Annotated in this window: 13 protein-coding genes; 9 read left to right on the top strand and 4 right to left on the bottom strand. The window is 70.3% G+C overall.

Annotated features, from left to right (window positions below):
* The 4 genes from mltB to QTI17_RS08950 form a co-directional block, all read right to left on the bottom strand.
* The gene (gene mltB / locus QTI17_RS08935) at window positions 1-1,077 is read right to left on the bottom strand and encodes a lytic murein transglycosylase B (RefSeq protein WP_286532438.1); all 1,077 of its coding nucleotides are present in this window, start codon (window positions 1,075-1,077) and stop codon (window positions 1-3) included.
* 53 nt (window positions 1,078-1,130) lie between these two features.
* Window positions 1,131-3,125 carry a transglutaminase TgpA family protein gene (locus tag QTI17_RS08940; RefSeq protein ID WP_286532439.1) on the bottom strand — a complete coding sequence of 665 codons (1,995 nt, stop codon included), beginning with the start codon at window positions 3,123-3,125 and terminating at the stop codon, window positions 1,131-1,133.
* Window positions 3,119-4,075: a DUF58 domain-containing protein gene (locus tag QTI17_RS08945; protein WP_286533107.1), complete on the bottom strand. Its 957-nt coding sequence runs from the start codon at window positions 4,073-4,075 to the stop codon at window positions 3,119-3,121. Before QTI17_RS08945 ends, QTI17_RS08940 begins: the two co-directional genes overlap by 7 nt.
* Window positions 4,076-4,146: 71 nt before the next feature.
* Window positions 4,147-5,067: an AAA family ATPase gene (locus QTI17_RS08950; RefSeq protein WP_286524698.1), complete on the bottom strand. Its 921-nt coding sequence runs from the start codon at window positions 5,065-5,067 to the stop codon at window positions 4,147-4,149.
* A 76-nt stretch (window positions 5,068-5,143) separates the two neighbouring features.
* On the opposite strand from QTI17_RS08950, the gene QTI17_RS08955 reads away from it, so the two are divergent.
* From QTI17_RS08955 to QTI17_RS08995, 9 genes are all read left to right on the top strand, one after another.
* Window positions 5,144-6,097 carry a histone deacetylase family protein gene (locus QTI17_RS08955; RefSeq protein ID WP_286532440.1) on the top strand — a complete coding sequence of 318 codons (954 nt, stop codon included), beginning with the start codon at window positions 5,144-5,146 and terminating at the stop codon, window positions 6,095-6,097.
* A gap of 6 nt (window positions 6,098-6,103) precedes the next feature.
* Window positions 6,104-7,384 carry a mechanosensitive ion channel family protein gene (locus QTI17_RS08960; RefSeq protein WP_286532442.1) on the top strand — a complete coding sequence of 427 codons (1,281 nt, stop codon included), beginning with the start codon at window positions 6,104-6,106 and terminating at the stop codon, window positions 7,382-7,384.
* Window positions 7,385-7,524: 140 nt separating this feature from the next.
* Window positions 7,525-8,274, top strand: coding sequence for an electron transfer flavoprotein subunit beta/FixA family protein (locus QTI17_RS08965; RefSeq protein ID WP_286532443.1), 750 nt, complete (start codon window positions 7,525-7,527; stop codon window positions 8,272-8,274).
* Between the two features lie 77 nt (window positions 8,275-8,351).
* Window positions 8,352-9,287, top strand: a complete 936-nt coding sequence (locus QTI17_RS08970) for an electron transfer flavoprotein subunit alpha/FixB family protein (RefSeq protein ID WP_286532445.1) — start codon at window positions 8,352-8,354, stop codon at window positions 9,285-9,287.
* 91 nt (window positions 9,288-9,378) lie between these two features.
* On the top strand, window positions 9,379-11,169 hold the full coding sequence (locus QTI17_RS08975) for an acyl-CoA dehydrogenase (protein WP_286532447.1): 1,791 nt from the start codon (window positions 9,379-9,381) through the stop codon (window positions 11,167-11,169).
* 37 nt (window positions 11,170-11,206) lie between these two features.
* Window positions 11,207-12,169 (top strand): NAD(P)H-dependent flavin oxidoreductase, encoded by a 963-nt coding sequence (locus QTI17_RS08980; protein ID WP_286532450.1) that lies wholly within the window; start codon window positions 11,207-11,209, stop codon window positions 12,167-12,169.
* A gap of 34 nt (window positions 12,170-12,203) precedes the next feature.
* A complete protein-coding gene (locus QTI17_RS08985; protein ID WP_478139913.1) occupies window positions 12,204-13,310 on the top strand; it encodes an acyltransferase family protein in 1,107 nt (368 codons plus the stop codon).
* A gap of 152 nt (window positions 13,311-13,462) precedes the next feature.
* Window positions 13,463-15,118: a thiol reductant ABC exporter subunit CydD gene (gene cydD / locus QTI17_RS08990; RefSeq protein ID WP_286532454.1), complete on the top strand. Its 1,656-nt coding sequence runs from the start codon at window positions 13,463-13,465 to the stop codon at window positions 15,116-15,118.
* Window positions 15,115-16,821 carry an amino acid ABC transporter ATP-binding/permease protein gene (locus tag QTI17_RS08995; RefSeq protein WP_286532455.1) on the top strand — a complete coding sequence of 569 codons (1,707 nt, stop codon included), beginning with the start codon at window positions 15,115-15,117 and terminating at the stop codon, window positions 16,819-16,821. Before cydD ends, QTI17_RS08995 begins: the two co-directional genes overlap by 4 nt.
* The last annotated feature ends 3 nt before the right edge of the window (window positions 16,822-16,824 follow it).

Genomic DNA, 16,824 nt, shown 5'->3' on the forward strand with positions numbered 1-16,824 from the left:
CTACTGCTCCATCGCGGTTCGCACTTCGCGCCCCAGTTCGATCACCGACATCGCGTAGTAGCTGCTCCAGTTGTAGCGCGTGATCACGTAGAAGTTCTTGGTGCCCGCGACATAGCTGGGCGGCTCGTAGCCGTTCTGCAGTTCGATCAGCGCCAGCAGGCCGGGATGGCGCAGCGCCTCGCCCTGGAGCAGCGCGCCGCCGGCGACGAAGGCATCGGCGCTGAAGGTCGGCACGATGTCCGGCGCCAGCAGCACCTGCTTCTGGAGCCGCGTCGGGTCGAAGCTGACCGGAAAGACCGGCGCCACGCCCGGCTGCCAGCCGAAGCCCTTGAAATAGCTGGCCACCGAGCCGATGACATCGGCCGGGTTGTGGACCAGGTCGATGCGGCCGTCGCCGTCGAAGTCGACCGCGTACTTCGCGATGCTGCTCGGCATGAACTGCGGCATGCCCATGGCGCCCGCATAGCTGCCCAGCGGCACCAGCGGGTTTTCGGCGGTGCGGCTCTCGGTGCTGAGGAAGCTCTCGAGCTCGCCGCGGAAGAAGGCCTGCCGTTCGGCCGCGCGCGGGTGGGCCTCGGGGAAGTCGAAAGCCAGCGTGGCCAGCGAGTCGATCACGCGGAAGCTGCCCATGTTGCGCCCGTAGATGGTCTCGACGCCGACGATGCCGACGATGATCTCGGGCGGCACGCCGTAGGTCGCCTCGGCGCGCGCCAGCGTGGCGGCGTTGTCGCGCCAGAAGCGAACGCCGGCCGCGATGCGCACCGGGTCGATGAAGCGGCTGCGATAGACCTGCCAGTTCTTCGGCGTGCCGCTCGGTGCCGGCAGCATCAGCCGCGGCACGTTGGGGAGCTGGCGTGCGTTGCCGATGGTCGCGCGCACCCAGGCCGGATCGAGACCGCGCCGCGCCGCCACCTCGTCGGCGAACTGCATGGCGTCGGCGCGGGTGGCGTAGGAGATGCCGCCGCGAACGGCCGCGTTGCGTTTGTCCTTCGCGGCCTGGGCCGCGACCGGCACCGCCGCAAGGAAGGTGGCCGCCAGCAGGAAGGCCGGCAGGGCATGGGAAAGAAGGCGTCGCATCGCTTCGATTGTGCCGTCGCGGCGCAGGCCGCCCCGAAACGACACATGTGGTTTCAGCGCGGCCATGCGAGCCGCCTGAATTCGCTGCGCAGGGCTGACAGGGCATCGCCGGGCGCCTTCGCATAGCGTTGCGCCTCGAGCCGCAGCAGCCATTGGCGCGCCGGTTCCGCGCCGCTGCCGAAGCGCTCCGACAGCCGCTGCGCCATCTGGCGCGGCGAGGCGCTTTCGGGCACCTCGACGCCGGCCTGCCGCAGCCGTTCGCGGGCCCGGCCCAGCAGCCGCAGCCAGGGGTCGCGCTGGCTGCGCTCCCAGAGCGTCCAGGCGGCGCCCGCGAGGCTGGCGGCGACCAGCAGCGCGAGCAGCACCAGCGCCAGGTCCTGCAGGCTGGGCGCCGTGAAGCCGAGGGTCTTGAGCAGGTCCAGCTGACGGCTCTGCGTGTAGTTCAGGACCCATTGGTTCCAGCCGTTGTTGACCGCTTCCCAGGCGGCGCGAAGGTTCTGCGACAGGGTCGGGTTCATGGCGCCGATGGCGCCGGCGATCAGGCCGGGCTGCGGCGCCAGGCGGCGGAACTGGCCGACCCGGTCGGGCGAGATCGCGCCGGTCGGGTCGACCCGGACCCAGCCGACGCCCTGCTGCCAGACTTCGGCCCAGGCATGGGCGTCGCTGTTGCGCACCACCCAAAAGTTGTCGACGCCGTTGATCTCGCCGCCCTGGTAGCCGGTGACGATGCGCGCCGGGATGTCCAGCGCACGCATCAGCACCACGAACGACGAGGCGATGTGCTCGCAGAAGCCGGCCTTGCGGTCGAACCAGAACTCGTCGGCGCTGTCGTCGCCGAACAGGCCCGGCTCGAGCGTGTAGGCATAGCCGCCGGTGCGCAGCCGCTGCAGCACGTTCTGCACAAGGGCCTGCGTCGAGGCGCCGGCCAGCGCCGGATCGGCGCGCATCTGCGCCGCCAGCGCGACGGTGCGCGGATTCGAGCCCGGCGGCAGCGCAACCTCGTCCTGCAGCACCGCGCTGCGCCGCGTCGGGCCGCTCTCGAACTCGGCGTAGCTCTCGGCGCGGTAGCGCACCAGGTCGCCGATCGGGCGGGTGGCGACCCACTGCAGTTCGGGGGTCGCGAACAGCTCGTAGCCCGCCAGCTCGGGCCGTCTCGGCGCCGCGTCCAGGGTGAGCACCCAGGGCCGGTTCGAGGGTTCGAGCGTGACCTCGTAGCCGACCGGGGCGCCGCGCACGCGCAGGTTCCGCGGCGCGGCGCTGCGCGAGAAGGGCGGCGGGGCGCTCCATTCGCGGCCGTCGAACCTCGACAGCACCGGGCCGCGGAAATAGAGCGTCGTGCGCGGCGGCACCCGGTCGTCGTCGAACCTGATGCGCGCGGCGATGCCTTCGTCGAGCGCGAGTTCGGCCACGCTGCCCACGCGCATCGTGTTCGACAGCCCGGTGCGCCCGGTCATGGCGTCGTTCGGCGTGCCCCACAGCGGCGCCATGCGCGGAAAAAGCATGAACAGCACCAGCATGATCGGCGCCCCCAGCAGCGCCATGCCGCCGGCCGTGCGCGCGGCCTGGATCAGCGGCGGCTTGCCCACCGGCATGTGGGCGTTGACCAGCGCCGTCAGCAGCCCCAGCAGCGCCAGCAGCATCGCGAAGGCGGTGGCGAGCGACTGCGAATAGAAGAAGTTCGTGAGCATCGTGAAGAAGCCCAGGAAGAAGATCACGAAGGCGTCGCGGCGGGCGCGCAGCTCGAGCGTCTTGAGCGCCAGCAGGATCACCACCAGCGTGACGCCGGCGTCGCGGCCGAGCAGCGTGCGGTAGGTGATGTAGGTCGCGACCAGCGTCAGCGCGAGCAGGGCGATGCGCCAGCCCCGGGCGGGCAGCGGCCGGCCCTGCACCGCCAGCGTGCCGCGCCAGAGCAGCACGATGGCGGCCAGCGTGCTGCACCACCACGGCAGGTTGGGCAGCTGCGGCAGCAGGATCAGGCCGATCACGGCCAGCAGGAAGAGGGTGTCGCGGGCGTCGCGCGGCAGGGCCTGGAGCCGGGTGCTCAGCATAGGGCCAGCGCCTCCAGGCATTGCCGCTTGTGGGCTTCGCCCTGCGATGGCGGCAGCACGCGGCCGGCGAGCCGCAGGCCGTAGTCCACGCCCAGTTTGTCGGCCATCAGCACCCAGGCGCAGAGCCGGGAGACCCGTGCTTCGAGGCCGGGCAGGCCGGTGGCCTGGGCGTCGAGCCAGAGCTCCTGCCGCTGGGCCTGCTGGGTGTCGCGGCTCACGAGGTCTTCCGAGCCTCGGGCCTGGGCCTGCGCCGCGCGCTTCCACACCACCAGCTTCAGCGGATCGCCGCGGCGGTAGGCGCGCACGCCGTCGTACTCGCCCGCGGCATGGGCGCGCAGCGCGGCCGAGGCGGCCGGTCCGGCCAGCGGCTCGCCGGCCGGCAGCGGCGGCGGATGGGTCTCGGGCGCCGGGTAGACCAGCACCTGCGAGGCCGGCCGCCACACGGTCCAGACCCGGAAGGTCCCGAGCGGAAAGCGGGTCTCGGCGGTCAGCGTGGGCACCGGGTGCAGGCCGCGCCGCTCGGGCCTGAAAGCCACCTCGACCGTGGCGCTGCCCTCGGCCGGCACGTCGCACCAGGCCCACTGGCCGCTGCGGTGCACCGCCAGCCCGATGCCGTAGCGCGTGCGCCGCCGTGTGTTGTCGAGCACCACGCGGAACACCGCGGCGGCACCGGCGTAGCGCGGCTCGGGCGTGAGCAGGTGCAGCGCCAGGCCGCGCAGCGTGCCGTGGCATACATGCATGCCGACCGCCACGCTGCCCGCCAGCAGGAAGGTCAGCAGGTAGCCGAGATTGAGCTGGTAGTTGATCGATGCGACCAGCAGCAGGAGCAGCGTGGCCGCCAGCATCCAGCCGGCGGGGGTCGGCACGATGTAGACGTTGCGCTGGGTCAGTTCGAGCGCATCGGACGGCGGGCGCCGGCTCAGGAACCAGCGGTCGATGCGCCGGCGCAACGGCGCGACAAGCGCCCTCCGCGCGGCAGCGCCCCGGAATTCGCCTTGGGAGCGGCCCGGCGCCGGCGTCGTCACGGCAGCGGCACGGCGGCGATCATGGCGCGCACCTGCTCGATCGCGCCGCGGCCGGCGTCGCCGACGGGGGTGAGCCGGTGCCCGATGGTCTGCGGCAGCACCGCCTGGACGTCGTCCGGCGCCACGTAGTCGCGGTTGGCCAGCAGCGCCTGCGCCTTGGCGGCCCGCAGCACCGCGATGCCGGCGCGCGGCGACAGGCCCTGCAGGAACCAGCGGCCCGAGCGGGTCGCGGCCATCAGGTCCTGCAGGTAGTTCAGCAGCGGCTCGGAGGCATGGACCTGCAGCACCCGCTGCTGCAGTGCCGTGAGCTCCCCGGCGGTCAGCAGGGCGGGCAGGCCGGCCAGCATCTCGCGCCGGTCGGCGCCGGCGAGCAATTCGCGCTCGGCGGCGCGGTCGGGGTAGCCGAGCGAGATCCGCATCAGGAAGCGGTCGAGCTGCGACTCGGGCAGGGCGAAGGTGCCCAGCTGGTCATGCGGGTTCTGGGTCGCGATGACGAAGAAGGGCGTCGGCAGCGGCCGGGTCTCGCCCTCGACCGTGACCTGCTTTTCTTCCATGGCCTCGAGCAGCGCGCTCTGGGTCTTGGGGCTGGCGCGATTGATCTCGTCGGCCAGCAGCACCTGGGCGAACACCGGCCCGGGATGGAACACGAAGGCCTGCTGTCCGCGGTCGTAGATGGCGACCCCCGAGAGGTCGCCCGGCATCAGGTCGGCCGTGAACTGGACGCGCGAGAAGTGCAGCCCGAAGGTATGCGACAGGGCGTGCGCGAGGGTGGTCTTGCCGACCCCCGGCACGTCCTCGATCAGCAGGTGGCCACCCGCCAGCAGGCAGGCCACGCAGTCGCGCACCTGCGCCTCTTTGCCCACGATGACCGTGTTAAGCTGACCAAGCAAACTGGCGAGCTTGGCGGCGACGTCCATTTTTGTATCCATATGCAAACAATACCGTAAAGCCCCGGCGGGCCCATGCCGCGTGGGGATACGGCGTGAATCGATCATGGGTAAGACCGGCTACTTCACACACCGCGATTGCTGGAAGCACGACATGGGGCCGGGCCATCCCGAATGCCCTGCGCGGCTCGACGCGATCGAAGACCGCTTGCTCGTCACCGGCGTCGGCGACGCGCTGGAGCGCATCGAGGTGCCGCTGGCCACCTTGCCCCAGATCACGCGCGCGCACAGCGTGGCTCACATGGAGCACCTCGAGGCATTGAGCCAGCGCCTGATCGAGGACGCGCCGGCCGGGGGGCCCGACCATGCGCAGATCGACCCCGACACCACGCTCACGCGCTTCACGGTGCTGGCCGCCCGACGCGCCGCCGGCGCCGCCATCGCCGCCACCGACGCGGTGATCGGCGGCCAGATCGACAACGCCTTCTGCGCCGTGCGTCCGCCCGGCCACCACGCCTGCCGCGACAAGGCGATGGGCTTCTGCTTCTTCAACAACATCGCGGTCGCGGTGCGCCATGCGATCGAGGCCCACGGGCTGGAGCGGGTCGCGGTGGTCGATTTCGACGTCCACCACGGCAACGGCACCGAGGACATCCTGAGCAACGACCCGCGGGTGCTGATGGTCGGGATCTTCCAGCACCCGTTCTATCCCTACAGCGGCACCGAGCACCCGGCGCCGAACATGCTCAACCTGCCGGTGCCGGCCTACACCAAGGGCATGGACGTGCGCGAGCTGATCGAGGCCTGCTGGATGCCGCGGCTGGAGGAGTTCAAGCCGCAGATGATCTTCGTCAGCGCCGGCTTCGATGCCCACCGCGACGACGAGCTGGGGCAGCTGCGGCTCAACGAGCACGACTTCGGCTGGATCACCAGCCGCGTGGTCGACGTCGCGCGGCGCCATTCCAAGGGCCGCATCGTCTCGATGCTGGAGGGCGGCTACAACCTCGACGCCCTGGCGCGCAGCGTCGAGGAGCACGTGCGCGTGCTCGCCGATCTCTAGCCGCCGATGAATTTTTCCGAGTTCACCCAGAAGCTTTCGCAGATCGAGGCCCGCAGCGTCTGGATCGAGATCGCCATCCTGGTCGGCTGCGTGCTGGTCGCCTGGGGCCTCAGCCGCTGGTTCGGCCGCGACCAACCCAAGGATTCGATCTGGTTCGGCCAGCGCACCATCGACGGCCTGCTGTTCCCGCTGCTGGCGCTGGTCATCACCGACCTGGCGCGGCGCGCCACCGGGGTCTACCAGCCGGTGCTGGTGCTGCGCATCGCGGTGTCGGTGTTCGTGTCGCTGGTCGCGATCCGCTTTTTCGCCCGCGTGCTGAGCGCCGTGTTTCCGGCCTCCGCGATGGCGCGGCTGGTCGAGCGCACCATCTCGTGGCTGGCCTGGATCGGTGCCGTGCTCTGGATCTTCGGCCTGCTGCAGCCGGTGCTGGCCGAGCTCGACGAGATCACGCTGGCGTTCGGTCGCACGGGCGTCAGTCTGCGCACCATCCTGAACGGCATTTTTTCGGCCGGCCTGGTGCTGGTCATCGCCCTGTGGATCTCGCAGACCATCGAGAAACGGATCCTGCGCGAGGCGGTGGCCGACCTGTCGATGCGCAAGGTGGCATCGAACGCGATCCGTGCCTTCCTGCTGCTGATCGGCCTGCTGTTCGCGCTGTCGGCGGTGGGGGTGGACCTGACCGCGCTGTCGGTGCTGGGCGGCGCGCTCGGAGTCGGCCTGGGCTTCGGCCTGCAGAAGCTGGCGGCCAACTACGTGAGCGGCTTCGTGATCCTGCTCGAGCGCTCGATCCGCATCGGCGACAACGTCCGCGTCGATGGCTTCGAGGGGCGCATCACCGACATCAAGACCCGCTACACGCTGGTGCGGGCGGGCAATGGCCGCGAGTCGATCGTGCCGAACGAATCGCTGATCACGAGCCGGGTCGAGAACCTGTCGCTGGCCGACCGCAAGTTCAACATCACGACCACGATCGTGGTCGGCTACGACAGCGACGTGGCGCGGGTGCAGGCCATCCTGTGCGCCGCGGCGGCGGCGCAGCCGCGCGTCCTGACCGATCCGGCGCCGGTCGCCTTCCTCTTGACCTTCGCGCCCCATGGGCTCGAGTTCACGCTCAATTTCTGGGTCGCCGATCCGGACAAGGGCCGGGACAACGTGCGCTCGGCCATCAACGTCGCCATTCTCGAAGGCCTGCGCACGGCAGGCATCGCCATTCCCTACCCGCAGAGCGTGCTGCATGTCGAGTCGTTACCAGCCGCTACTTCTCTTGCCGATGCGGGTCGCCTATAATCACAAAAAAGCACGACCGTTCTATTTCTGCGGCCCCGGCGTCGCCCCCTGATTGAAATGAACAGTTCTCGCGGAGGCCGGCGCCTAAAATCGCCTGCTGCCTGCAAGCCCCGGTTTCGCAATTCAATGGAGTCAAACCAATGAAGATTCTTGTTCCCGTCAAGCGGGTCGTCGACTACAACGTCAAGGTGCGCGTGAAGAGCGACGGCACCGGTGTCGACATTGCCAACGTGAAGATGAGCATGAACCCCTTCGACGAGATCGCCGTCGAAGAAGCCGTGCGCCTGAAGGAGAAGGGCGCGGCCACCGAGATCATCGCGGTCTCGTGCGGCGACGCGAAGTGCCAGGAGACGCTGCGCACCGCGATGGCCATCGGTGCCGACCGCGGCATCCTGGTCGAGACCACCGAAGAGCTGCAACCCCTCGCAGTTGCCAAGCTGCTGAAGGCGCTGGTCGACAAGGAGCAGCCCGGCCTGATCATCCTGGGCAAGCAGGCGATCGACGACGACGCCAACCAGACCGGCCAGATGCTGGCGGCGCTGGCCGATCTGCCGCAGGCGACCTTCGCCTCGAAGGTCGAAGTGGCGGGGGACAAGGTCAACGTGACGCGTGAAGTCGACGGCGGCCTGGAGACCATTTCTCTTTCCGTGCCCGCGGTCATCACCACCGACCTGCGCCTGAACGAGCCGCGCTACGTGACCTTGCCCAACATCATGAAGGCCAAGAAGAAGCAGCTGGACACGTTCAAGCCGGAAGACCTCGGCGTGGACGTCAAGCCGCGCCTGAAGACCCTGAAGGTCAGCGAGCCGCCGAAGCGGGGTGCCGGCATCAAGGTGCCCGACGTGGCGACCCTCGTCGACAAGCTGAAGAACGAAGCGAAGGTAATCTGAAAAGCTTGCGGGACAGACCGCAGCGCGAAGCGCAAGCTCTGTCCCCAACTGATCAGGCCAATTTTTTGGAACAAAAAATGACCGTACTTGTTATTGCCGAACACGACCACGCCACGCTCAAGCCGGCGACCCTCAACACCGTCACCGCCGGCATCGCCTGCGCCAGCGGCGATGTCCATGTGCTGGTGGCCGGTGCCAACGCCGCCGAAGCCGGCAAGGCCGCGAGCCAAGTCGCAGGCGTGGCCAAGGTGATCGTCGCCGACAGCCCGTCCCTGGCCGAGAACCTCGCCGAGAACGTCGCCGCCCAGGTGCTCGCGATCGCCAAGAACTACAGCCACATCCTGTTCCCCTCGACCGCCAACGGCAAGAACGTCGCCCCGCGCGTGGCCGCGCTGCTGGATGTCGCCCAGATCAGCGACATCACCAAGGTCGACAGCCCCGACACCTTCGAGCGGCCGATCTACGCGGGCAATGCGATCGCCATCGTGCAGAGCAGCGATGCGATCAAGGTGGTCACTGTTCGCACCACGGGCTTCGATGCGGCAGCGGCCACCGGCGGCAGCGCAGCAGTGGAAACGGTCGCAGGCGTCGCCGACAGCGGCAAGTCCAGCTTCGTCGGCCGCGAAGTCACCAAGAGCGAGCGCCCCGAACTGACCGCCGCCAAGATCATCGTCTCGGGCGGCCGCGCCCTGGGCAGCGCCGAGAAGTTCCAGGAAGTGATGGCGCCGCTGGCCGACAAGCTCAACGCCGGCCTGGGCGCCAGCCGCGCGGCGGTGGACGCGGGCTACGCCCCGAACGACTGGCAGGTCGGGCAGACCGGCAAGATCGTCGCCCCGCAGTTGTACATCGCCTGCGGCATCTCGGGCGCGATCCAGCATCTGGCGGGCATGAAGGACTCCAAGGTGATCGTGGCGATCAACAAGGACGAAGAGGCGCCGATCTTCTCGGTGGCCGACTACGGCCTGGTGGCCGACCTGTTCACGGCCGTGCCGGAACTGGTCAAGGCCCTCTGACACTTCGAGACATGTGAGCCGAAGGGCATCGTTCGCGGTGCCCTTTTTCACATCGGTTGGTATCCGGCACCAGAAGCCGCAGGAGACGCACATGAGCTATATCGCCCCCCTCAAGGACATGCTGTTCGACATCGAGCACCTCGCGAACATCGCGCAGGTGGCGCAGATGCCGGGCCTCGAAGACGCCGGCCTCGAAACCGCCCAGGCGGTGCTCGAGGAATGCGCCCGCTTCAACCAGGACGTGATCGCGCCGCTGAACGTGGACGGCGACCGCAATCCTTCGTCGTTCAAGGACGGCAAGGTCACGACCACGCCGGGCTTCAAGGAAGCCTTCGCCCAGTACGTGGCGGGCGGCTGGCAAGGGCTTCAGCATCCGGCGGACTTCGGCGGCCAGGGCCTGCCCAAGGCCATCGGCGCGGCCTGCGTCGAGATGCTCAACTCGGCCAACATGAGCTTCGCGCTGTGCCCGTTGCTGACGGACGGTGCCACGGAAGCCTTGCTGACGGCCGGCTCCGACGAACTCAAGGCGACCTATCTCGAGAAGCTGGTGAGTGGCCAGTGGACCGGCACCATGAACCTGACCGAGCCCCAGGCCGGCAGCGACCTCGCGATGGTGCGCAGCCGCGCCGAGCCGCAGGCGGACGGCACCTACAAGGTGTTCGGCACCAAGATCTTCATCACCTACGGTGAACACGACATGGCCGAGAACATCGTCCATCTGGTGCTGGCCCGCGTCACGGGCGCGCCCGAAGGCGTGAAGGGCATCAGCCTGTTCGTGGTGCCGAAGTTCATGGTGAACAAGGACGGCTCCCTGGGTGAGCGCAACGACGTCCATTGCGTCAGCATCGAGCACAAGCTGGGCATCAAGGCCTCGCCGACGGCCGTCCTCCAGTATGGCGACCACGGCGGCGCGATCGGCTACCTCGTGGGCCAGGAGAACCGCGGCCTCGAGTACATGTTCATCATGATGAACTCGGCCCGCTACGCGGTGGGCATGCAGGGCATCGCGATCGCCGAGCGCGCCTACCAGCACGCCGTGGCCTATGCCAAGGACCGCGTGCAGAGCCGTCCGGTCGACGGCTCCATCAACGCCAGCGCGCCGATCATCCACCACCCCGACGTGAAGCGCATGCTGATGACGATGCGGGCCTACACCGAAGGCTGCCGCGCGATGGCCGCCGTGGCCGCGGCCGCCTACGACGCGACCCATCACCACCCCGACGCCGAGACGCGCAAGCAGAACCAGGCCTTCTACGAATTCATGGTGCCGCTGGTCAAGGGCTACAGCACCGAGATGAGCCTGGAGGTGGCCTCGCTGGGCGTGCAGGTGCATGGCGGCATGGGCTTCATCGAGGAGACCGGCGCGGCGCAGTACCTGCGCGACGCCAAGATCCTGACCATCTACGAAGGCACGACCGCGATCCAGGCCAACGACCTGGTGGGCCGCAAGACGGCGCGCGACGGCGGCCAGACGGCCAAGGCCATCGCCGCCCAGATCGAGAAGACCGAGGCCGAACTCGCCCAGCGCGACAGCGCCGATGCGCGAGCGGTGGCCAAGAAGCTCAAGGCCGCGCGCGAAGCCTTCGTGGACGTGGCAGCCTTCGTCGCCGGCCAGACCAAGGCGTCGCCGAACGCGGTGTTCGCGGGCAGCGTGCCCTACCTGATGCTGGCGGGCAACGTGGTGGCCGGCTGGCAGCTGGCGCGCTCGCTGCTGGTGGCCGAAGACCTCGCCAAGGCCGGCACCGACGTCGCCTTCATGAAGGCCAAGATCGCCACCGCGCGCTTCTATGCCGAGCACATCCTGAACAAGGCGCCGGGCCTGCGCGACAGCATCGTGGAGGGGGCCGACAGCGTCACCGCCCTCGCACTCGAATCCTTCTAAGACCAACAGATCTCATTCATCGAATTCCGGAGACTCCATGTCCAAGCTGCCGCCCGTGCTCGCCAACCTTCCGCTGCCCATCATCGGCTCGCCGCTGTTCATCATCAGCAACCCCAAGCTGGTGATCGCCCAGTGCAAGGCCGGGGTGGTGGGCTCGATGCCGGCGCTCAATGCGCGCCCGGCCGCGCAGCTCGAGGAATGGCTGATCGAGATCACCGAGGAACTGGCCGCCTACAACAAGGCCAATCCCGACAAGCCGGCGGCGCCCTTCGCCATCAACCAGATCGTGCACAAGAGCAATGACCGCCTCGAGCACGACATGGCGATGGTCGTGAAGTACAAGGTGCCGATCGTCATCACCTCGCTCGGTGCGCGCACCGACGTCAACGATGCGGTCCACAGCTACGGCGGCGTGACCCTGCACGACATCATCAACAACACCTTCGCGAAGAAGGCGATCGAGAAGGGCGCCGACGGCCTGATCGCGGTGGCGGCCGGCGCCGGCGGCCATGCGGGCGTGAAGAGCCCGTTTGCCCTGATCCAGGAAATCCGCCAGTGGTTCGACGGCCCGGTCGCGCTGTCGGGCTCGATCGCCACCGGCGACGCCGTGCTCGCGGCGCAGGCCATGGGCGCCGACTTCGCCTACATCGGCACCGCCTTCATCGCCACCGAGGAAGCCCGCGCGAGCGACGAGTACAAGCAGGCGATCGTCGACGGCAGCTCCGACGACATCGTCTACTCGAACCTGTTCACCGGCGTGCATGGCAACTACCTCGCGCCGAGCATCGTGGCCGCCGGCATGGACCCGGCCAACCTGCCCGAAGGCGACCTCAAGACCATGAACTTCGGCGGCGGCGAGGGCAGCAAGGCCAAGGCCTGGAAGGACATCTGGGGCTCGGGCCAGGGCATCGGCGCGGTGACCGAAGTCGCGAGCGCAGCGGCCTTCGTCGAAAAGCTCAAGCGCGAATACTTCGACGCCCGCCGACGTCTCGCGCTCTAGGACCGTGACACTGCGAGGGGCGGCCATGGGTCGCATGCCGCTGCTGGACGCGGTCAAGGGCGTGGCATGCGCGCTGATCGTCGGCCATCATCTGGCGCGCTACGGGCCGCTGCAGGAAGGCGCTTCGGTGCTCGCGCCGGCGCTGTTCGACTGGCTGGCCCAGGACGGCCGGCTGGCGGTGCAGGTCTTCCTGGTGCTGGCCGGCTTCCTGGCGGCCGGCAGCCTGGCGCCCGATGGCGTGCTGCGGGTCGACCGCCCGCTGGCGCGTGTCGGCCAGCGCTACGGGCGCCTGGTCATGCCCTACCTGGCGGCGCTCAGCTTCAGCGTGCTGGTCGCCGCGCTGGTGCGGCCCTGGCTCGACGGCGACGCGGTGCCGGCCGCGCCCGGCCTGGCCCAGCTGCTGGCGCACGGCCTGCTGCTGCAGGACCTGCTCGGATTCGACGCTCTTTCGACCGGGGTCTGGTACGTGGCCATCGACTTCCAGCTGTTCGTGCTGGCGCTGGCGGCGATCGGCCTGTCGGAGCTGCTGCAGCGGCGCTGGGCGCTGGGCCGCGAGCGCTCGCGCTGGCTGGTGGCCGGCCTCGTGCTGGCGCTGGTGGTGGCTTCGCTGGCGGTGTTCAACCGCCGGCAGGAACTCGATGTCACGGCGATCTATTTCTTCGGCTCGTACGGGTTGGGCATGCTGGTGTTCTGGATCGGCCGCGCGACCCGCGACAGCACCTGGCGCTACGCGGTGCTGCTGCTCGCGCTGGTCGGCGCCGCGGCGCTGGCGCTCGACTGGCGCAGCCGCATCGCGATCGCGCTGGTCACCGCATTGGCCGTGGCCGTGGTGCAGCATCGCGACGGACTGGCCCCCGCCGCGTGGCCTCGCATCGGCGCGCCGCTGGTGCGGCTCGGCCGCATTTCGTATTCGCTGTTCCTGATCCACTTCCCGGTGCTGCTGCTGGTCAGCGCGGCGATGAGCCATCTGTTGCCGGACACACCGTGGATCGACCTGATGGGCCTGCTGGCGACCTTCGCGCTGTCGATCGCAGCCGCGACGCTGCTCTATCGCTGGGTCGAATCGCGGCCCGCCACCTGGCGCGCGGTGCTCGGCCTGTTCGCGGCCCTGCTGGCCTGCGGCCTGCTCGTCTCGGCTTGAGCGCTGCCCGCGTGCGCCGGCGCGGGCACCGAGAGTGCCCCGCGCGTCACGGGCTTCTGTTAGCTTAACGAACCGCGGCCCTGCAGCGAGGGCGTGCATCCCGTATGATTCGTGAGTTTTCAGTAAATACTGAAATTACAGAAATTTAATACGTGAACACCGCCACCCCTTCGTTCGCCAGCCTGGTCCAGGGCGCCGCCGCGCTGCTCTGGGTGCCGCAGGCGGCGCTGCTGGCCTGGGCGGTGCAGCGGCTCGGGGCGGGCGAGGGCCCGACCGCGGTGTTCTGGCCGGCGGCCGGGATCCTGCTGCTCGGACTGTTGCGGGCGGCAGCGGAGGCCTGGGGCGCCCGGCGGGTGTATGCGCAGGCGCGGCTGCAGTTGTCCGCGCTGCGGGCCCGGGTCGCGGCCGCGCTGGCCGCGCGTTCGCCGATGGACAGCGCGCGCCCGGCCGCGGGCCTCGCCGCCAGCGTGATCGCCGAGCAGGCCGAGGCGGTCGTGCCCTACCTGGTGCGCTACGGGCCGGCGCGCTGGCGGGCGACGGTGGTGCCGCTGGTCATCGTCGCGGTGGTGGCCTGCCTGTCCTGGGTGGCGGCCGCCGTGCTGCTGGTGGCGGCGCCGCTGATCCCGATCTTCATGGCCATCGTGGGCTGGCGCGCACGGGCCGCGAGCGAGGCGCAGATGGTCGAGCTGGGCGGCATGAACGGCTTCCTGCTCGATCGCCTGCGCGGACTCGCCACCTTGCGTGCGCTCGATGCGGTCGACGCCACCGCACGGCGCCTGGGCGAGTCGGCCCAATCGCTGCGGACCCGAACGATGGCGGTGCTGCGCATCGCCTTCCTGTCGTCGGCGGTGCTGGAGCTGTTCTCGGCGCTCGGTGTCGCGATGGTGGCGGCGTACGTCGGCTTCCATCTGCTGGGCACCCTCGGCTTCGGCACCTGGGGCCGCACGCTGAGCCTGGGCGAGGGGCTGTTCATCCTGCTGCTGGCGCCGGCCTTCTTCGAGCCGCTGCGGGAGCTGTCGGGGGTCTGGCACGACCGCGCGGCCGGCGAAGCCGCGCTGGCATCGCTGGCTCGCCTCCGCGAGGGTGGGGTCGCGCTGCCCGGCGCCGCTTCGACAGGCGAACGGCCGTGTCCGCAGGTCGGCATGCCCGGCGCGCCCGCGGTCCGGGTGCAGGGCCTGTGTTTCTCGCATGCCGGGGAGGCGGCTTTCTTCGACCACTACGACCTGCGCGTGGCGGCCGGCGAGCACGTTGCCCTGATGGGGCCCAGCGGCTCGGGCAAGACGGCGCTGCTGAGCCTGATCGCCGGCCTGCTCCCGGCGCAGCGCGGCGAGATCCAGATCGGCGGCGTGCCGCTGTCCGACGAGACGGCGGCCGGGCTGCGCGCGCGCATGGCGTGGATGGGCCAGAAACCGCATGTCTTCGCCGGCTCGGTGCAGGCCAACGTGGCGCTCGGACGGGCCGGCGTGCAGACGGCGCAGGTGGAGGCCGCGATGCGCTTCGTCGCGCTCGACGGCGTCGCCCAGGCCCGCCCCGGCGTCGCGCTGGGGGAGGGCGGCGGCGGCCTGTCGGGCGGCGAGGCGGTGCGGCTGGCGCTGGCGCGCGTGGCGGCGCAGCCCGGGGCCGATCTGCTGCTGGTCGACGAGCCGACCGCGCACCTCGACAGCGAGACCGCGGAGCGCGTGGCCGATGCCCTGATGCAGCTGGCGCGCGGCAAGACGCTGATCGCCGCCACCCACGACCCGGTACTGGCTGCCCGCATGGGCCGCGTGATCCGGCTCGATCACCTGCCGGCCAAGGAGGCCGCATGAAGCACTGGCGCGACGTGCAGCCGGTGCTCGCGGCCTTCTGGCAGGCACAGCCGCGCCGTCTGGCCCTCGGCGCCGCGCTGGCGCTGCTGACGGTGCTGATGGGCATGGCGCTGCTGGGTCTCTCCGGCTGGTTCATCAGTGCCACCGCGCTGGCCGGGCTGCAGGCCGCCACGGCGCTGCGCTTCGATGTCTTCATGCCCTCGGCCGGCATCCGCCTGCTGGCGCTGGGCCGCACCGGTTCGCGCTACGCCGAGCGGCTGGTCACGCACGACGCCACTTTCGGCGTGCTGGCCGCACTGCGCGAGCGCCTGTTCCGCGGCTGGGCCCGCCCCGATGCGGCACGCCGGCTGCTGGCCCGGCCGGCGCGCCTGCTGTTCCGCCTGACGGCCGACATCGACGCCCTCGAATCCTTCTACCTGCGGCTGCTGGTGCCGGCCATCGCGGCGCTCGGTGCGGCGCTGTTCGCCGGCGTCGTGCTGGGCTTCATGAACGCCTGGATCGGCGTTGCGCTGGCCCTGTGGCTGGTCATGGCGGGCTGGGGCATCGCGCTGGCGGTGGCGGTGCGGGGCCGGCCGGCGTCGCTGCGGCGCGCGCACGCCATGGAAGCGCTGCGGGCCCGGGCCGCCGACCTGGTCTCGGGCCAGACCGAGCTGGTCATGGCCGGCAGGAGCGAGGCGCAGTGCGAGGCGCTGGCCGCGGCCGACCGCCATCTGGCGAATGCGGACCATGCGCTCAACCGGCTCGAGGTGCGCGCCGGCATGGCCTACGGCATGGCCGGCACGCTGACCTTGGTGGCGGTGCTGCTGGCGGCTGCCGCGCTGGTGGGCGATGGCGCGATCGGCGCGCCCGCGGCGGCACTGGCGCTGCTGGTGGCGCTCACCGCGCTCGAACCCTTCGCCGCCTTGCGCCGCGGCGCGCTCGAGGCCGGCCGCGCCTGGCTGGCGGCGAGGCGCCTGGCGCCCCGCCTCGCGCCGGACCTGCCTGCCGAGGTGGCCGCGACAGCGTGGCCGGCCGAACCCTCCGACGCCGGCCTGGCGCTCTGCCTCGCGCGGGTCGTGGCGGCCCACCCCGGCAGCCGGGTGCCGGCGCTGCGTGACATCTCCCTGACCTTGGCCACCGGCGAGCGGGTCGCACTGATCGGGCCCAGCGGCGCCGGCAAGTCCACCTTGCTGGCCCTGGTCGCTGGCGAGTTCGCGGCGGCCTCCGGCGAGGTGCGCTGCGTGCCGCACTGCCTGCTGACGCAGCGAACGGAGCTGTTCCATGACAGCCTGCGCGACAACCTCCGGCTGGCCGATCCCGGTGCCGCCGATGCCCGGCTGTGGGCCGCGTTGCAGGCCGCCGGCCTGTCGCAGGAAGTGCGCGCGATGGCCGCCGGACTCGACACGCCGCTGGGCGAGGGCGGCCTCGGACTCTCGGGCGGCCAGTCGCGGCGGCTCGCGCTGGCGCGGTTGATGCTGCGCGACGTGCCGCTCTGGCTGCTGGACGAACCCACCGAAGCACTGGACACTGCGACGGCCCACGATGTGTTGCAACGCCTCGATGCCCAGGCGGCAGGCCACACGCTGCTGGTCGCGACCCATTTGCGGCGCGAAGCGGCGCTGGCCCACCGGTTGATCTCGATTCAGGACGGCCGGATCACGGCCGACCTGCGGCGCGGCACCGCAGCCTTCGACGCGGCACTGAAGGCGCTGCGCCCGGACTGAGAA

The organism is Variovorax sp. J31P179, assembly GCF_030316985.1.
GTDB classification, from domain to species: domain Bacteria; phylum Pseudomonadota; class Gammaproteobacteria; order Burkholderiales; family Burkholderiaceae_C; genus Variovorax; species Variovorax ginsengisoli_B.

Bases quoted from the DNA above. Each gene is read 5' to 3' on its own strand.
- mltB (WP_286532438.1), bottom strand. From the start codon at position 1,077: ATGCGACGCCTTCTTTCCCATGCCCTGCCGGCCTTCCTGCTGGCGGCC.
- QTI17_RS08940 (WP_286532439.1), bottom strand. From the start codon at position 3,125: ATGCTGAGCACCCGGCTCCAGGCCCTGCCGCGCGACGCCCGCGACACC.
- QTI17_RS08950 (WP_286524698.1), bottom strand. From the start codon at position 5,067: ATGGACGTCGCCGCCAAGCTCGCCAGTTTGCTTGGTCAGCTTAACACG.
- QTI17_RS08955 (WP_286532440.1), top strand. From the start codon at position 5,144: ATGGGTAAGACCGGCTACTTCACACACCGCGATTGCTGGAAGCACGAC.
- QTI17_RS08960 (WP_286532442.1), top strand. From the start codon at position 6,104: ATGAATTTTTCCGAGTTCACCCAGAAGCTTTCGCAGATCGAGGCCCGC.
- QTI17_RS08965 (WP_286532443.1), top strand. From the start codon at position 7,525: ATGAAGATTCTTGTTCCCGTCAAGCGGGTCGTCGACTACAACGTCAAG.
- QTI17_RS08970 (WP_286532445.1), top strand. From the start codon at position 8,352: ATGACCGTACTTGTTATTGCCGAACACGACCACGCCACGCTCAAGCCG.
- QTI17_RS08975 (WP_286532447.1), top strand. From the start codon at position 9,379: ATGAGCTATATCGCCCCCCTCAAGGACATGCTGTTCGACATCGAGCAC.
- QTI17_RS08980 (WP_286532450.1), top strand. From the start codon at position 11,207: ATGTCCAAGCTGCCGCCCGTGCTCGCCAACCTTCCGCTGCCCATCATC.
- QTI17_RS08985 (WP_478139913.1), top strand. From the start codon at position 12,204: ATGCCGCTGCTGGACGCGGTCAAGGGCGTGGCATGCGCGCTGATCGTC.
- QTI17_RS08995 (WP_286532455.1), top strand. From the start codon at position 15,115: ATGAAGCACTGGCGCGACGTGCAGCCGGTGCTCGCGGCCTTCTGGCAG.